We start from the raw sequence: 13,008 nt of genomic DNA on the forward strand, positions 1-13,008 counted from the left end.
TCCGCCGCCCAGCTGCAACAGAGACGGTCGCGGTGAACTTTCCTCACGCGGGCCGTCTCGACGCAAAGTATCAGTCAGCGACAGTCAGTTGACCATCATCGGAAATGCCCCAGGGCGAGGCCTCGGCCGCCACACCATTGGCCCGATCAGCGCCACTGACTGCGGACCGATGATCATGCGGCGCAATAGGTTCGGCTGCACCCTCGCGGCGCATCGGTAACGTGCCGGCGGTGGGCTGGGTCGGCGCATCGTGGAAGTGGCTGGTGTGACGGCCCCGAGCTTTGGCCGTGTACATCGCGGTGTCCGCGTGACGCAGCCACTCAGCGACGTCGCGCCCATCGCCCAGTTCGGTAGCGACTCCAATGCTGGCGGTGAGGTGAATGGTGGCGCCGGCAATGACGACGGGCTCGCTGAGTCTTTCAAGGATCCTGGCGGCCACCGCGTCGAGCTCGGAGCGACCGCGCTCTCCCACGAGCAGCACCACGAACTCGTCGCCCCCGATGCGCCCGACAGTGTCGATGTCGCGTACCGCCTTCCGCATCCGCTGGGCCGCGATCCGGATGACGGCATCCCCGGCCTCGTGGCCACACGAATCGTTGATCTTCTTGAAGTCATCCAAGTCGATGAACAGGACCGCAGCCGGCGGTTCACCCGCGGCGAGCAACCGCTCCATCCGCTCCTCGATCTGTGTCCGGTTGGGCAGCCCGGTCAGTGGATCGTGCATGGCCTGGTGGGTGAGTCGTTCAGTCACAGAACGCTGTTCGGTGACATCGCTGAACGAGACGAGCACCGGAGAGTCTGCTGGATCGATCGGGTTGAGCAGCCGGCAGTCGACCGACAGCCAGATCCGCCGCCCGGCGCGGCGCGACAATCCGACCACGGCGCCGGTGATCGGCGCACCGGTTCTCAGCGTCTCCAGCACCGGAATATCGGCCACAGCCAGCGGCCGCCGATCAGCGTCCCACAGCTCAAAGGCGTGAGCATCGTGCAGATAGCCGCGCACCAAGATATCGGGTTCGATTCCAAGGATCCGCCGCGCCGCGGGGTTCGCCGTCTTCAGCCGGCCACCACGGTCGATCACGATCACACCCTGCTCCAGCGAAGACACCACCGTTTGGAACTGCTGCTCAGCACGCCGGACCGCGGTCTGATCCGAGCACAACAGCACATAGCCGTCATCCATCGCCGCAGCTGACACCCGCATCACCAGATGTGAACCATCCAGGGCACGGTGTGTGGCGTGCACCGCCCCGCCGGCGGCGACGATATCGCCCGGGTCCAGCGCCGCACCGACCGCGCGGCCCACAGCCATTCCCAACGCCCGGCTGGCCGGCCGACGGTAGATGGTCTCAGCGGCCCGATTCCAACTGGTGACCAACCCATTCCTCGTGGTTGCCACGATCGCGTCGCTGGCATGCTCGACCAACGCGGCCTGGAAACGCAGCGTCGCCTGCGCAGCTTTCTGCGCGGTGACATCACGAAAAATCACCTGATACGCGGGACGGCCATCCCAGGTCGTCAGGACTGAGACCGCCTCCACATCCAACGTCGTGCCGTCAAACCGCAACATCTTTGCCTCCGACGGCACCGACACGTCACCTTCATGCCGCAAAGTCCCGATTCTGGCTAACATCGGCCCCACCGAATCCGGATGAACAAATCGGGTTATTTCGTGCCCGATCAACTGTTCTGGCGAATGCGCAGCCATCCACCGGGCGCCCGCCGAATTGATGTACACCAGTTTGCCTTGTTGGTGCACGCAAATCGCATCGGGGCAATAGTCAAGCAGCTGCCGAAACCGACGCTCCGCAGCGTCCTCAGCATGCCGTCCCCCAAGTCCCACATTGCCCCTCGCACAACACCACGCGCTTCCCTTGTAGCCCATCGAAGCAGCGGGGACCCCGCAGAGCAACAGCACAGCCACCGCTGGTCAATTCACCGCCCGTGCCAGTTAATCGAACTGCGGCAGCAACCTGCCGCCAACACCAGAGAAAAGGGAAATTCATGCACGCACAGCACACCTATCTCACCGGTATCGGCGCGGTAACCGGCTACGGATGGGGCACCACCGAACTCTGGCGCGGCCTGCTCAGCGGAAAACCCGCGGCCACACTCGTCGACGGCTACGCCGACGACGGCCAGCCAGGCGCGTGGCTGGCCCAAGTGCCCTCAGGCGGAGATCCCGCCGACGGGCCCAGTCGCTCCGCCCGCGCGATGCGGGCCGCCGCCCGCGAGGCGATCGCCGACGCCCACCTCCGCGGCTGGCGCCCCGGCCACTGCGTCGGACTGCTCCACGCCATCGTCCTGCCCGAAGTCGAAGAGTGGCGCCGCTTCTACCTCGAACAAAACGGCCAACGCCGAGTCCGTGACTACCTCTCCTTGATGCCCTCAACCCCAGTGTCAATGCTCATGCAGGAGTTCAACTTCCACGGCCCAGCAATGAACGTATCGGCCATGTGCGCATCCGGGAACGCAGGCTTGCTCACCGCCAAACTCTGGCTCGACTCCGGCATGGTCGACGACGTCGTGTTCATCGCCACCGACCTGTCACTCACCCCAGAAAACGTCCAGCACTTCGTACGACTCGGAGTCGCAGTAGTCGACACCGAACCGCTCGACGCCTGCAGACCATTCCAACAGGGCAGCCGCGGATTCGCCGTCGGCGAAGCCTCAGTCGCGTTCGTGCTGTCGAGACGGGCACCAGCACCGTACGTTTCGCTGCTCGGTGGCGCGATGACCCACGACGCCTATCACGTCACCTCTGTGGATCCAGCACGGGTGCAGGTCGATGACTGCGTCCACCGGGCCCTGACCAACGCAGGAGTCACACCAGACGACGTCCGCTACGTCAACGCCCACGGCCCCGGAACCCAACAGTGCGACACCACCGAGGCCGGCATCGTCGACAACCTGCTCAACCGACGCCCACAGCTCTACAGCGTCAAACCCCTCGTCGGACACTGCCAAGGCGCCGCCGCCGCCGTCGAAGTCGCGGCAGCCGCCCTCGGATACGAACACGGCGTCATCCCAGCACCACCTACGGTCGCACCCGGCCACCCGCGACTACTGGACGGACCTACCAAGACCACCGGCGGGATCACCCTCAAAACATCCCTCGGCATGGGCGGCCAGAACTCTGCAGTCCTCCTGGCCCCCGCACACTAAACCCCGGTAGTCGATCGACGAAGACTGCGCGCCCCGGGCCCGGCACAGACCGGGCCCCCGGGGCGCGCAGCCTCACCGGCGTCCCGCCCCTGCTAGCGGGTCAAGCCACCTCGACCACTGCGTCGACGATCGCGCTGAACATCGCATAACGAGCCCGCGTAGACACAGCATTCACGCGAGCGTCACCCACTTCGGATCTGCGCGCATACAATTCACGCATATTCAGACGGTACCCAGCATTCCGGCACAGTTGCGCGAAGAAAACAGTCTCCGTCCGAGCATTCCCGCGGTGAAAGATCGGCAACGAACTCAGCGTGCACCAATAGGCCGCCAACCGGGACGAAAACCCCTGCGGTGACAGATCGACCAAACAACCTTCAGCCTGAAGATACCCAAACAGATACTCGGCACTGTCGCGGACACTGCGGCCAACGATCCGCCGGTAATCGATGCTCGGCGAGCTCAGATCGTCCTGCAAGACTTTGACCACGTCCCGCGCTGGATCGACCAGCTCCCCATCTGCCGCCGGCGGCAGCCCCGCCCAGTCATACAAATCGCCAAAGATCCGACTGTGCACGTCGCAGTAATGCATGAAATCGAAGACACCACTGAACGATTCATTCGCGATCTCTGCAATACGCATCGCCGACACTTGAGCCTCGACGACGGCAAGGAGCTGCGGATCGTCCAACCCGAGCTTGTTGCGCAGGACCGTGGGGTTTCGCGGCGCATCGTGATGCGGCCAGCTACGTTCGGAAGTCACCTATCACTACGGCCGACGTAGTGGGCAACGATCCGCTCAACGGCCTGATCCGCCGAGATCTCATGTCGAGCCATCTCAGCGATGAGCACCCGCGTGCGCGGATCGAGAACATGGCCGGACAACGCGAGCGCGGCCTCGGCGACTGCCACAGCCTCTTGGACTGCTGTAGGCCCGGAAGCAGGATGCACCGTCATAGCCTAGTGGGCCGTTCCTCACCGAGCCCAACAGAAGCAAGTCCTCCAACACCGCCCGCTGTGTGCTGCTCAGCGACCACCCGCACCCGTTCACATCCCCTGGCAGCTGCCGGCCCCACTCCGCCTGATCGCCACCCCCAGGGCCTGGGCCTGGGCCAGCTTCGGCTCAGAGAAGCGTCGCGCTCCCCCTGATCGCGTCCAGGCATTCATCGAGCGTCGGCCGAGATCCGTAAACCAACTCTGCCGATGCTTCGTACGCAGCCTCCAGCACCTCGCGACACCCTGCCGCCGGCTGCACCAACGGACTCTGCCCGTATCCGGACGCCGGCCGTCGCGTACACGGGAATCCCGCCTCCACACTGTGCTCGTAAATGTCATCACACAGCGCGCCCACCCCACCGGGGCCAGCCACCCGGAGCGCATCGACCACCTGCTCTGCGTTGAGGAGCTGGTAAACGTCATAGAGGTGACGCCCGGCTTTCAACAGTCGAGCCCGGTACACGTCGTCAGCGATATTGGTCGCGGCATCATGCAGCATGCCGAGCTTCTCCATCAGCGTGCGTTCCGGCGCGAGAACCTCGACATCGAACGCCGCAAATTCTTGCCACGTGTCAGCCGTGTCGCCCAGTTCATCGATCGCATGTTCAGCGACCATGGAGCGCATCGCATGCGTCTGGGTTGGGAATGTCCCTCCACGGCATCCCATCTCGAGGAGCACTCCTCCGCTGACAGCGCTATGGCCCCGATACGCCCGCGGATAGTGATAGCGGGTATTGCGTTTCACGCCTTTCGTCGACGCACCTTCAGCTCGGATATCGGCCGGCCCGAGACGCAAGTGTGCACCGACATTGTCCCGGATCCTCTTCAAGACACGATCTTTCGCGCCCACACTGGCATCGACAGGCGGGAAACCGATCAGCAGATCCACATCCTCAGAGAAGCGCTCAATCAGTCCGTAGATCCGGCTGAGACTCGTCCCACCTTTGAAGATTGCACGCACCCGATGCTGAAGACCGTCACGCGAATCGATCTCGATGGGAGCAGTTGCGGCCCGCAGCGTCTCGGTGACCCAGAAGTCCTTCTCGACGAAGACATTGTTGATGCCCCGAGCCTGCGCTGTGAGCTCCACCAGGACGCGCAGATCGTCGGGACGATCCCGTAACAGCGCCGGCATTACGCGGCGGCCGCGGTGAGCCGCTCAAAATTCATGCGCGCCCGCGGAGAGCGTTCCGTGGCGATCGCCTCACGCAACGCGTGCGGCCGCAGAGTTCGCGATTCGGAGCCCTCACGGTACGCCGACACCAGCGCCGGCCAGCCTTCATCGACGGTGGTTTCCCAATCGCCCCGCAGAAGCTCCAGCAGGGCGATCTCTGTGTAACGCAGGGCCCGCCGATTCATGTTGTTTCGGCGAGCGATCTTCACACCAGGCACCGAAGTCGGCACCGGGCCCGCCACAGCCAGCGACGGCTCGCGTGGCACCTGGTTGGTCAAGCCGAGGGCCCGCGCGGCGCTGTACCCCGTCGGCCCCACTCCAGTGCGGCCGAGCACCTCGGCAGCGATCTCCTCAGCCGACGGGCGGGTCATCCCGTAACGGGTCTTGACACCCTTGAAATACAGACCCTTGCGGACCGCGATCAGCTCGCCAGCTTTGTGAGCACGGGAGACAGCCGAGTTCTTGGCCGCGAGCGTTCCGGGGAGCTCGGACACGCGAACGAAGCTGCCACGAGGAACCCTGGCAAGGGCTTTGCCCGGGGTAGTGGAAACTGCGGCCTTCATGACATGAAAGTGTATCGAGAACCTGTCACCTTGTCGAATAAACCAGCGGAAATGCCCGACACGATGCCCGCTCATGAACCACGGCAAACTCTCCCCACATCGTTCGCTGGCTGGCGCCAACAACACGCTGGCCTGCATGAACGACACCCCGCCAAGATCCCCACTTCCCGCCCAACACGACCGACGGCGGCGGCGCCAGGTCGCAACGCGGGCCCGCCGACGTCAAGATGCCGCTGTGCAGTACGTCCGCCCTGGTGCAGGTTCGGGGTAGGCGATGGCGATCTGATCGCCCTCACAGGTGCCATCGCCGGTGTCCTGCCGGGATAGAACCGTCACCGTCGCAGTGATCATCGAGCCTTGGGCGCAGTCGACAAGCTCGGTGACGTTGCTGACCATGTCCGACTGATAGCAATGCCCAGGCACGAAATTCTCGATCAGACACAGCCTGCCGACGCTGTCTCCTCCCGTCGTCACCTCGAATGTGACGTAGTTGTCGTTGGGGCACGTCCCACCACCATCGAGCCGGCTGGCCACCGTGTAGCTGGGTTCCATCCCGCATTCAGCTTCAGCGTCTTCGACACCGAGCCCCTTTTTCGTCAATGTCAGGCAATCGCCGATTGCGTACTTGTCGAGTTGTTTCGCCGCGTTGTCGTGGGCCCGCCAAATCTGGTAACCCGTGACGGCGACGAGCACGACGATCGCAATACCGAGGCGCTTGAGAATGCGTTGCCACCACGGTCTTCGAGACTTCTGAGGTTCCACGATTCCCATGGCCATGATCGTAAAGTGCACGCTGGCACGCCCACGTCACGAATCTTGCTCAGTGCGCACGTGGCGCTATCCGCATTTTGCGTGAGCAGACCAGCCTGTCGCGAGGTGCTTGTTCGAGGCGCGGCGATCGATGGCTTGGGCGATTTTCGACGCGGGGCAGCCGCAACGGACGGATGATCAACCCATGAGCTCCGAAGATGCCGAACTCGACGGCAACGACGACGACCTCAGAGACGACGAGTACACGCGCAGCATGTACCCACTAGAGGAGCGGCCGTTCTCACAGGCTTGGCGACGCGCTGTCGGCGCCAAATACCAGTACCGCACCTACTTCCAACGAGACCACATGCGGTCCAGAAGCTATCGCGGGTGGCCACCCAAAGTCGCCTTGATCAAGAAGCAACTCGACGAAATGCCGTCGAGCGACGCCATCTTCCTCGCCGCGATGGTCAGCTTCTACAACGCCGACACCGGCGGCCGACTCCTACGAGGACTGGGCGTCCAAGGATTGAGCGATATCGCCGCCAACCTGGATCAGGAACGCCGCGAGCTGCTCGCAGAACTGCTGGTGAACTACATCGGCTGGTGACAAACCCGGCACCGCGAGCGTCACTCAGTCCGCTCGTCCTGGGAGCCGCGCGTCAGGGCCTCGTCGAGTGGAATGCCCGGTTCGCCGAAATCCCAGGCGTAGAGCCACTCACGGCGCGACGGGCTAAACGATATCCCCGCCACTGACGGCAGTTCGTTGCGATCTGGCACCTCGCCATCGGCCATCACACACGCTCCCGCCTAGTAGGTGTCTTTTCGATCGATCCACCTGAACCCATTGTGCTTGGAAAGCGTGGCCACATCAACGGGGTGGCGAACCGTGACCTGCGAAGGAACATACGGAGAAATCCCCGCGGTAACTTCCACGAAGTAGCGGGCCAAGGCTGCAGCATCGGGGAGAGGCAGGTAGGGCCCCAGCACATTCCACTGATTCTTCCGCAACAGCTCAACCAGCGCGTCTCTGGGCGCGATCGTCACCATCTCGGCCATCAAGCACCGGTCGAACCCGTAGATGATCCGTTCGGCGACCTGCGGTTGCCCATAAACTCTGATGCCCGTCTCTTCACCGGACAGAGTTTGAGTCGGGCCCTCGACCACCGTTCCGTTCGAGCGAATTGCCACTTCCCAGACTTCGGGCATCAGCGAATCTGAGGAGTAGCCGGCGAACACCAGACCCAACGAATAGCTCTCGTCATCCCAAGATTTCTTGATGCTTTCACCCAGAACCTGAGTTGCCTTCGCAGCAATCTCCTTCAGCTGGTACGAGCTCGTGTCCACGGTGTACGAAGGGAACTCCGTGCCCGTGAACGCACGTTTGAGCACTTGGGTCCAGAACTGAACTGTCCCATGCCCTATCGCATTGGTTCCCGTGACAAGCACAGCGACAGGCAGCTCATCGTGGAGTTGAAGCAATTTGTCGGCAGTCGCGAAAGTGCGTAGGCCACCCCGATCATCCGGGTACACCACCGCAGAGTCCGTCGCCAGCGCAATCCCGTCGGAAACCTTAACGACCACAAGGATAGACATGCCGCGAATGCTATTCGAACAGCATCAATTGCAGGCGACACGCCCAAGCAACAATTCCCCACTTCCGCTAATCGCCACGCATGAACACCAACCTGTCACCAACCGCAACTAGTGTGATTCCATGCAAAACCCAACGCCTCCCCTAACGCAGCCACTCGCAACGGTGATCTCGGCACCGGCAGGACTGACCGTCAAAGACAGCGAAGGCAACGCCTACCCGATCGTCGCCCTTCGCGTCGAAGGCAGCGAGATCACCCCACTGCATCTCGACAAAGACAACACAGTGCAACCAGTGCCCCGCCACGTCTCAGTATCGATGTCCGAAGCATGGCTACCACGCACCGAGATCCCCTACCGCCCCGCCGAAGCCACCCGCCTCTAAAAGAGAGGCCACCCCAACACATTCCACGCTGCCCACTCAGCGACGCCCTCAGATCGCCCGCCGCGTGTGGCCCGGCACTACCTGCAGGCGCCCACCGCGCACGTCGACCTCCACCATGAGGTTGGCTACCCGATGGGAGATCATCCACACATGACCATGAGTATTGCCTTGCAACTCGCGGCGGTGGCGGCCTGCGCGATTGTGATCGCGGTCCAACTGTTCCGACTGCGCAACGGGGGCCCGAGCCGGCAGCGCCACGCCGCCACAGTCATTTCCGGAAGTCTCCAACTGGTCTGCGCGGTGTTCCTCGCCGCCTCGGCGGTCAAGCACGGTGGAACCTGGCGCCTGTTCAATGTGGCTGCCACCGCACTATGCCTGTACGGAGGGCTCACTGCGCTGCGGCGCAGCCGCCTCACAAGAGAACCGTGAATCCTCCCACTCTTGGCGCCCTCAACGACGTCGAGATGTGGCAACACATGTGACGGCCGCACCTCGCCAAACATCACAACAGACGACGCATCAGCACAAAGTCTGGCCGCCAATGCTTTTCAAGCACCCCGAGTCTCTTCCGCTTGGATGTCAGCCAGCCTGTCGGGTGAGACGAGACCCGTCCACCCCATGTATTGGTCTCCGTCTAGGCCGAGTTCCCGAGCGACCGCTGGCGGACCAACGAATTCCACTCCAATCAGACCGTCAGGATATCGGGCCTGCAGCGCAACAGCGTGCCCGGAAAGGCTCCCACTCACGCGGACATGCACCACACCGTCCAGGGCAGACCTAGGAACCTTCACCCACGATTCGTAGTACCCGCGCCCCATGGGTGCATCTCCGCTTGCGAAACCACCCGGAATATCGATCCCGGGTTCGGCGTGTAAGGCAACCCAGTCGTCACCGCTGAACACGATCCGGAGTCGACGCCCGCGATACTCCGCTATCGCGGTACTGATTGGAACATCAATCATCAGTTCCCCTGTGGAATCCAGTGCCGTACATCCAGCACCGCAATGAGATCACAAAATCAGGCCGCCAATGCTGTTCAAGCACACACGCCAACCAGACCCCTGTCCGCTTCGACAAGCTGAGCCATCAGATTGCCGTAGTGCGCTTGGAAGCCCTTGAGCCCCTCCCCCGACACCCCCGGTTCGCGGGCCTGCCCAACGACGACCACAGCCACCCCCGACAGACCAGCGATGTCATGCAGGTGCTGCCTGATCGTCGGGTCGCTCACCTGATCAGCACGCCGCTGCAGGCGCGCCGCCAAGTCCCGGTACTCGGCCAACTCCGGCCCACCAGGCCCAATCAAACTCGGATCGAGCAGCTCACGATGCTCAGAAAGACTCGCCACCACCGCGGCGGCGGTCCGGCAATCCAACTCCGCCGCGCTACTAACCAACACCGCGCCCACACTCACCGGAACCACCACGGCCACAACCAAACCCACCTGCACCAAACGCTGACGCACCGTCGGCACAGCCGGGGGCACCGCATCAGCGACCACGGCAGCCGCCAGGGGGTCAGCCTCCGCGGCCGCCCGCAGCTCAACCAGATGTGCGCGGCGCCGGCGCCGCATCACGATAGGCCCGATCTGAGAAGCCATCATGACGACACCGGCCGTCAGGTACAGCACCGCCATTCGCGGCTGATTCCCCACAAACTGCACAACCGGCAGCACCACCCCGAACACAGCGATGATCACCCACGTCAGACGCCTCTGCCCCGGCGACACACGCTCCCGATACGCCCGCGCAAGATCCATCGCACGCACCGCCGCACCCAGCACGGCCGAATCCGTCGGGATCGACCCGCCACGAAGCGCACGCCCCACCTGCGCGCGCTGAGTCGCACTCAGCCCGCGCAGCACGGTGGCATAGGAATTCACGGCCGGCTTGCCCAACTGAGTGATCGGCGCGGCGACCAGAAGGCCGACAACGACCAAACCCACCGCGGTGATCCAAGCCGGCCACGGTGTCGACCAATGCCCTCGCGGCAACAGCGCCCAATAGAACAGCACCAACCACGCCGTCATCCACACCGACGTGATCAACCAGCGACCCCACCACGGCGCCGTGTTGTACCGAACCCACATCACAGGGCGATCCCTTCGAGCCTCCGACAACGAACACGCGCGCCCGGCCAACCAGCGCAGCACCGATTCTGACATCGCTGAGCAGCCACACCACGCACCAACTTCTGCCGTCGAACAAAGCCTGGGCAGCCGTGCTCGACCCGCGGGCACCGGCCACCTGCGCAGCGGCACCCAGCTGCCCCGATATCCCTCAGGCAGCAGCGGAGGCCATGAATCTCGAACCTCCCTGCAACAAACAGGCGGCCCGGCCCCCCTTTACCTATGAGACCGATTCCGCGTCAGCGGTGCCGTAAAGGGCGAAGGGAGAAACACCATGGACGAGAAGACCTACCGATCTGCCGAGGTCGCCGAAAGCCTCGGCGTGACCATCAGCGAGTTCAACGACTGGCTGGCCGGCGCGCAGGGCGACGACTACCCGCAACCCGACGGCCACGACGAGGACGGCCCGTACTGGGACGGCTACAGCTTGTCGGCGTGGAACCGCTGGTTCGACGAAGGCTGATGCACCGCTTCACCGCGCGCCGGCTGTGGGCGTCGCCCGCAGCTTCACCGCACCAGGTTGCACTATGCAACGCAACGTTGTAATGTTTGGGGTATGAGCGAACAGCCGACGACACACGCCGCAGCCGGAAACGGACAGCGCGCGACAGCACTCGAGGCGATCAACACCAGCGCCATCAACGTCGGCGACGTGATCCACCACTTCGGCCTCCAGCTGCTGGTCGATCACGAGGTCCACCACGCCACCCACCAGTACAACAACCGCGGCGGAATCGTGAAGACGACATCGGCGAGGATCGAAAACTGGGACCAGGTCGCCGGATACGTCGGCAACCTCGCCCACGTCGACGAGGACGGCACGCACCGCTGGACCATCCAAGGCAACGACCTAGCCATCTGGATGAGAGAGGTGTGAATGCACGCCCCGACACAGCCACTCAGACAGATGCGCCGCACCATCAAATGAGTTACGCGCCATCACCTCTCACGGAGAGAAACTGGAAGCCATGAACTTTTGGAGCGAGCGCTACCGCCCCTTCGACGACTGCCCACCCGAAGCGCTGCCGGAGGTGACCCTCAATGCATCAAGCCTCTTCTCCAAGTGGGGGTTTCGCGATGGCGATGTCCCCTGGGAGTGGATCGAAAGCGTCGACGCCACCGACTACAACATCTTCCAGCACTTCCGCAACATTCGTGGCAACAAGGGCCTGACCCTCGCTCAAACCAGGACCTGGTCACCGGACCATCACGCCACACTGTGCGATCTTGTGCACGAACACTTACTCCCGCTCATACCGGGTGAGTTCACGACCTACATCACCGATAGCCACAACCCCATCCGCATCGACACCTGGCACGGCCGAAAATTCAACTACCACGCCGAAGACATGCCCAGCGGCATCGCCGATATCGCCATCACACTGCCCGGAACCACCATCCTGTCCGCACTCACCGCGACCACAGTCGCCGCCAGAGACAACAACCAGTGACCACTGCGTCCCAACTGGACGTCAGCGCGACTGACACCGTTGTTCCACGACGCAGACGGCCCATCGTCGGCAACGTACGAACAACCTGCTAACCGCGAGTCGACGAATTGCGTTCGGCGCTATTGCCCGTCAGCTGTTTCGCGGTCCTCGTCGGCCCACTTGACGCGCCATCGGCTGATTATTGTCGCGGCTTCTTCTAGGGTGACCTCTTCATGGTCGTCGTCATTGTGGCCTAGAAAGTACTTGCGCAGGTACTCGGTGGGATGCCACCGCAAATCCCGCCCGAACGCCTCGTCAGTCGATCTCGGAGTGGTATGGATTCGCCTGACTAGGCCAGATGGGTTGTCACGAGTTCTATCTCCGCCCAACACGGCGTAGTAGGTGATTTCAGGTTCGGCCATCGGTGTGTTGCGGCGCGCAAACCCAGGGATTGAGTCCCGGGAGGACACGCCGCACCTCCTTTCGGTGTCGACGGTGGGCGGCGGCGTTGCCCATGGCGTCGCCAAGGCCAGATCGGCATGGTCGACGAACGCGACATTCTGCGGGTTGCCGACCGGGTGCACCTGAAGAGTCAGGGTCGGGTTCGGTGTGTCGTCCAGGATGACGACGTGCGTCGTGCCTGTCGGCAGGTCCACCGGCACGCCCGCGTCGTTGGTCGGCAGATCGGTCAGCAGCAGGGCAGTCCGGCCGCGTAATCCGGTCTGATCAAACCGGATCGGGCTGGGCCCGGCGGCGTCAGTCATCGGTCTCCTTCACGCGTTGTCGCGGTACGGCTGTCAGCACGCCATCGGCAGGGCGCGGGCCCG

Annotated in this window: 16 protein-coding genes; 7 read left to right on the forward strand and 9 right to left on the reverse strand. The window is 63.3% G+C overall.

The annotated features are described in order from the left end of the window. Positions 1 to 70 precede the first annotated feature (70 nt). Positions 71 to 1,885: a diguanylate cyclase gene (locus ACNQVK_RS00955; RefSeq protein ID WP_418028446.1), complete on the reverse strand. Its 1,815-nt coding sequence runs from the start codon at positions 1,883 to 1,885 to the stop codon at positions 71 to 73. A gap of 119 nt (positions 1,886 to 2,004) precedes the next feature. Here ACNQVK_RS00955 and ACNQVK_RS00960 point away from each other — a divergent pair, with 119 nt between their 5' ends. Then, positions 2,005 to 3,165, forward strand: coding sequence for a beta-ketoacyl synthase N-terminal-like domain-containing protein (locus tag ACNQVK_RS00960; protein WP_418028228.1), 1,161 nt, complete (start codon positions 2,005 to 2,007; stop codon positions 3,163 to 3,165). A gap of 100 nt (positions 3,166 to 3,265) precedes the next feature. On the opposite strand, the gene ACNQVK_RS00965 is transcribed toward ACNQVK_RS00960, so the two are convergent. The 4 genes from ACNQVK_RS00965 to ACNQVK_RS00980 form a co-directional block, all read right to left on the reverse strand. Then, entirely contained in the window at positions 3,266 to 3,928 is a 663-nt protein-coding gene (locus ACNQVK_RS00965) for a hypothetical protein (RefSeq protein ID WP_418028229.1), read from the reverse strand. 360 nt (positions 3,929 to 4,288) lie between these two features. Next, complete coding sequence (locus ACNQVK_RS00970) at positions 4,289 to 5,296, reverse strand: nucleotidyl transferase AbiEii/AbiGii toxin family protein (RefSeq protein ID WP_418028230.1); 1,008 nt, start codon at positions 5,294 to 5,296, stop codon at positions 4,289 to 4,291. Further along, a complete protein-coding gene (locus tag ACNQVK_RS00975; protein ID WP_418028231.1) occupies positions 5,296 to 5,898 on the reverse strand; it encodes a DUF6088 family protein in 603 nt (200 codons plus the stop codon). Before ACNQVK_RS00975 ends, ACNQVK_RS00970 begins: the two co-directional genes overlap by 1 nt. Before the next feature lie 222 nt (positions 5,899 to 6,120). After that, positions 6,121 to 6,669: an LppU/SCO3897 family protein gene (locus ACNQVK_RS00980; RefSeq protein WP_418028232.1), complete on the reverse strand. Its 549-nt coding sequence runs from the start codon at positions 6,667 to 6,669 to the stop codon at positions 6,121 to 6,123. A gap of 184 nt (positions 6,670 to 6,853) precedes the next feature. Here ACNQVK_RS00980 and ACNQVK_RS00985 point away from each other — a divergent pair, with 184 nt between their 5' ends. Next, positions 6,854 to 7,258, forward strand: coding sequence for a hypothetical protein (locus ACNQVK_RS00985; RefSeq protein WP_418028233.1), 405 nt, complete (start codon positions 6,854 to 6,856; stop codon positions 7,256 to 7,258). Between the two features lie 20 nt (positions 7,259 to 7,278). Here the strand turns inward: ACNQVK_RS00985 and ACNQVK_RS00990 are convergent, their stop codons facing one another. Both ACNQVK_RS00990 and ACNQVK_RS00995 read right to left on the reverse strand, forming a co-directional pair. Next, a complete protein-coding gene (locus tag ACNQVK_RS00990; RefSeq protein ID WP_418028234.1) occupies positions 7,279 to 7,443 on the reverse strand; it encodes a hypothetical protein in 165 nt (54 codons plus the stop codon). Between the two features lie 15 nt (positions 7,444 to 7,458). Next, the gene (locus ACNQVK_RS00995) at positions 7,459 to 8,244 is read right to left on the reverse strand and encodes a hypothetical protein (protein ID WP_418028235.1); all 786 of its coding nucleotides are present in this window, start codon (positions 8,242 to 8,244) and stop codon (positions 7,459 to 7,461) included. Between the two features lie 163 nt (positions 8,245 to 8,407). On the opposite strand from ACNQVK_RS00995, the gene ACNQVK_RS01000 reads away from it, so the two are divergent. Continuing rightward, positions 8,408 to 8,626 carry a hypothetical protein gene (locus ACNQVK_RS01000; protein ID WP_418028236.1) on the forward strand — a complete coding sequence of 73 codons (219 nt, stop codon included), beginning with the start codon at positions 8,408 to 8,410 and terminating at the stop codon, positions 8,624 to 8,626. Positions 8,627 to 8,776: 150 nt separating this feature from the next. After that, positions 8,777 to 9,055 (forward strand): hypothetical protein, encoded by a 279-nt coding sequence (locus ACNQVK_RS01005; RefSeq protein WP_418028237.1) that lies wholly within the window; start codon positions 8,777 to 8,779, stop codon positions 9,053 to 9,055. 607 nt (positions 9,056 to 9,662) lie between these two features. Here ACNQVK_RS01005 and ACNQVK_RS01010 read toward each other — a convergent pair. Further along, on the reverse strand, positions 9,663 to 10,715 hold the full coding sequence (locus ACNQVK_RS01010) for a hypothetical protein (RefSeq protein ID WP_418028238.1): 1,053 nt from the start codon (positions 10,713 to 10,715) through the stop codon (positions 9,663 to 9,665). A gap of 310 nt (positions 10,716 to 11,025) precedes the next feature. Here ACNQVK_RS01010 and ACNQVK_RS01015 point away from each other — a divergent pair, with 310 nt between their 5' ends. The 3 genes from ACNQVK_RS01015 (at position 11,026) to ACNQVK_RS01025 (ending at position 12,202) form a co-directional block, all read left to right on the forward strand. After that, on the forward strand, positions 11,026 to 11,214 hold the full coding sequence (locus tag ACNQVK_RS01015; RefSeq protein WP_418028239.1) for a hypothetical protein: 189 nt from the start codon (positions 11,026 to 11,028) through the stop codon (positions 11,212 to 11,214). A gap of 93 nt (positions 11,215 to 11,307) precedes the next feature. Continuing rightward, positions 11,308 to 11,628: a hypothetical protein gene (locus ACNQVK_RS01020; protein WP_418028240.1), complete on the forward strand. Its 321-nt coding sequence runs from the start codon at positions 11,308 to 11,310 to the stop codon at positions 11,626 to 11,628. 91 nt (positions 11,629 to 11,719) lie between these two features. Further along, positions 11,720 to 12,202: a hypothetical protein gene (locus tag ACNQVK_RS01025; protein WP_418028241.1), complete on the forward strand. Its 483-nt coding sequence runs from the start codon at positions 11,720 to 11,722 to the stop codon at positions 12,200 to 12,202. A gap of 119 nt (positions 12,203 to 12,321) precedes the next feature. Here ACNQVK_RS01025 and ACNQVK_RS01030 read toward each other — a convergent pair whose 3' ends face one another. After that, positions 12,322 to 12,945, reverse strand: a complete 624-nt coding sequence (locus ACNQVK_RS01030; protein ID WP_418028242.1) for a hypothetical protein — start codon at positions 12,943 to 12,945, stop codon at positions 12,322 to 12,324. Between the last annotated feature and the right edge of the window lie 63 nt (positions 12,946 to 13,008).

Origin of the sequence: Mycobacterium sp. 134 (genome assembly GCF_048282715.1) — a bacterium.
GTDB classification, from domain to species: domain Bacteria; phylum Actinomycetota; class Actinomycetes; order Mycobacteriales; family Mycobacteriaceae; genus Mycobacterium; species Mycobacterium septicum.

Bases quoted from the DNA above. Each gene is read 5' to 3' on its own strand.
- ACNQVK_RS00960 (WP_418028228.1), top strand. From the start codon at position 2,005: ATGCACGCACAGCACACCTATCTCACCGGTATCGGCGCGGTAACCGGC.
- ACNQVK_RS00990 (WP_418028234.1), bottom strand. From the start codon at position 7,443: ATGGCCGATGGCGAGGTGCCAGATCGCAACGAACTGCCGTCAGTGGCG.
- ACNQVK_RS00985 (WP_418028233.1), top strand. From the start codon at position 6,854: ATGAGCTCCGAAGATGCCGAACTCGACGGCAACGACGACGACCTCAGA.
- ACNQVK_RS01005 (WP_418028237.1), top strand. From the start codon at position 8,777: ATGACCATGAGTATTGCCTTGCAACTCGCGGCGGTGGCGGCCTGCGCG.
- ACNQVK_RS00980 (WP_418028232.1), bottom strand. From the start codon at position 6,669: ATGGGAATCGTGGAACCTCAGAAGTCTCGAAGACCGTGGTGGCAACGC.
- ACNQVK_RS01020 (WP_418028240.1), top strand. From the start codon at position 11,308: ATGAGCGAACAGCCGACGACACACGCCGCAGCCGGAAACGGACAGCGC.
- ACNQVK_RS00970 (WP_418028230.1), bottom strand. From the start codon at position 5,296: ATGCCGGCGCTGTTACGGGATCGTCCCGACGATCTGCGCGTCCTGGTG.
- ACNQVK_RS01015 (WP_418028239.1), top strand. From the start codon at position 11,026: ATGGACGAGAAGACCTACCGATCTGCCGAGGTCGCCGAAAGCCTCGGC.
- ACNQVK_RS01030 (WP_418028242.1), bottom strand. From the start codon at position 12,945: ATGACTGACGCCGCCGGGCCCAGCCCGATCCGGTTTGATCAGACCGGA.
- ACNQVK_RS00975 (WP_418028231.1), bottom strand. From the start codon at position 5,898: ATGAAGGCCGCAGTTTCCACTACCCCGGGCAAAGCCCTTGCCAGGGTT.
- ACNQVK_RS00955 (WP_418028446.1), bottom strand. From the start codon at position 1,885: ATGGGCTACAAGGGAAGCGCGTGGTGTTGTGCGAGGGGCAATGTGGGA.
- ACNQVK_RS01025 (WP_418028241.1), top strand. From the start codon at position 11,720: ATGAACTTTTGGAGCGAGCGCTACCGCCCCTTCGACGACTGCCCACCC.
- ACNQVK_RS00995 (WP_418028235.1), bottom strand. From the start codon at position 8,244: ATGTCTATCCTTGTGGTCGTTAAGGTTTCCGACGGGATTGCGCTGGCG.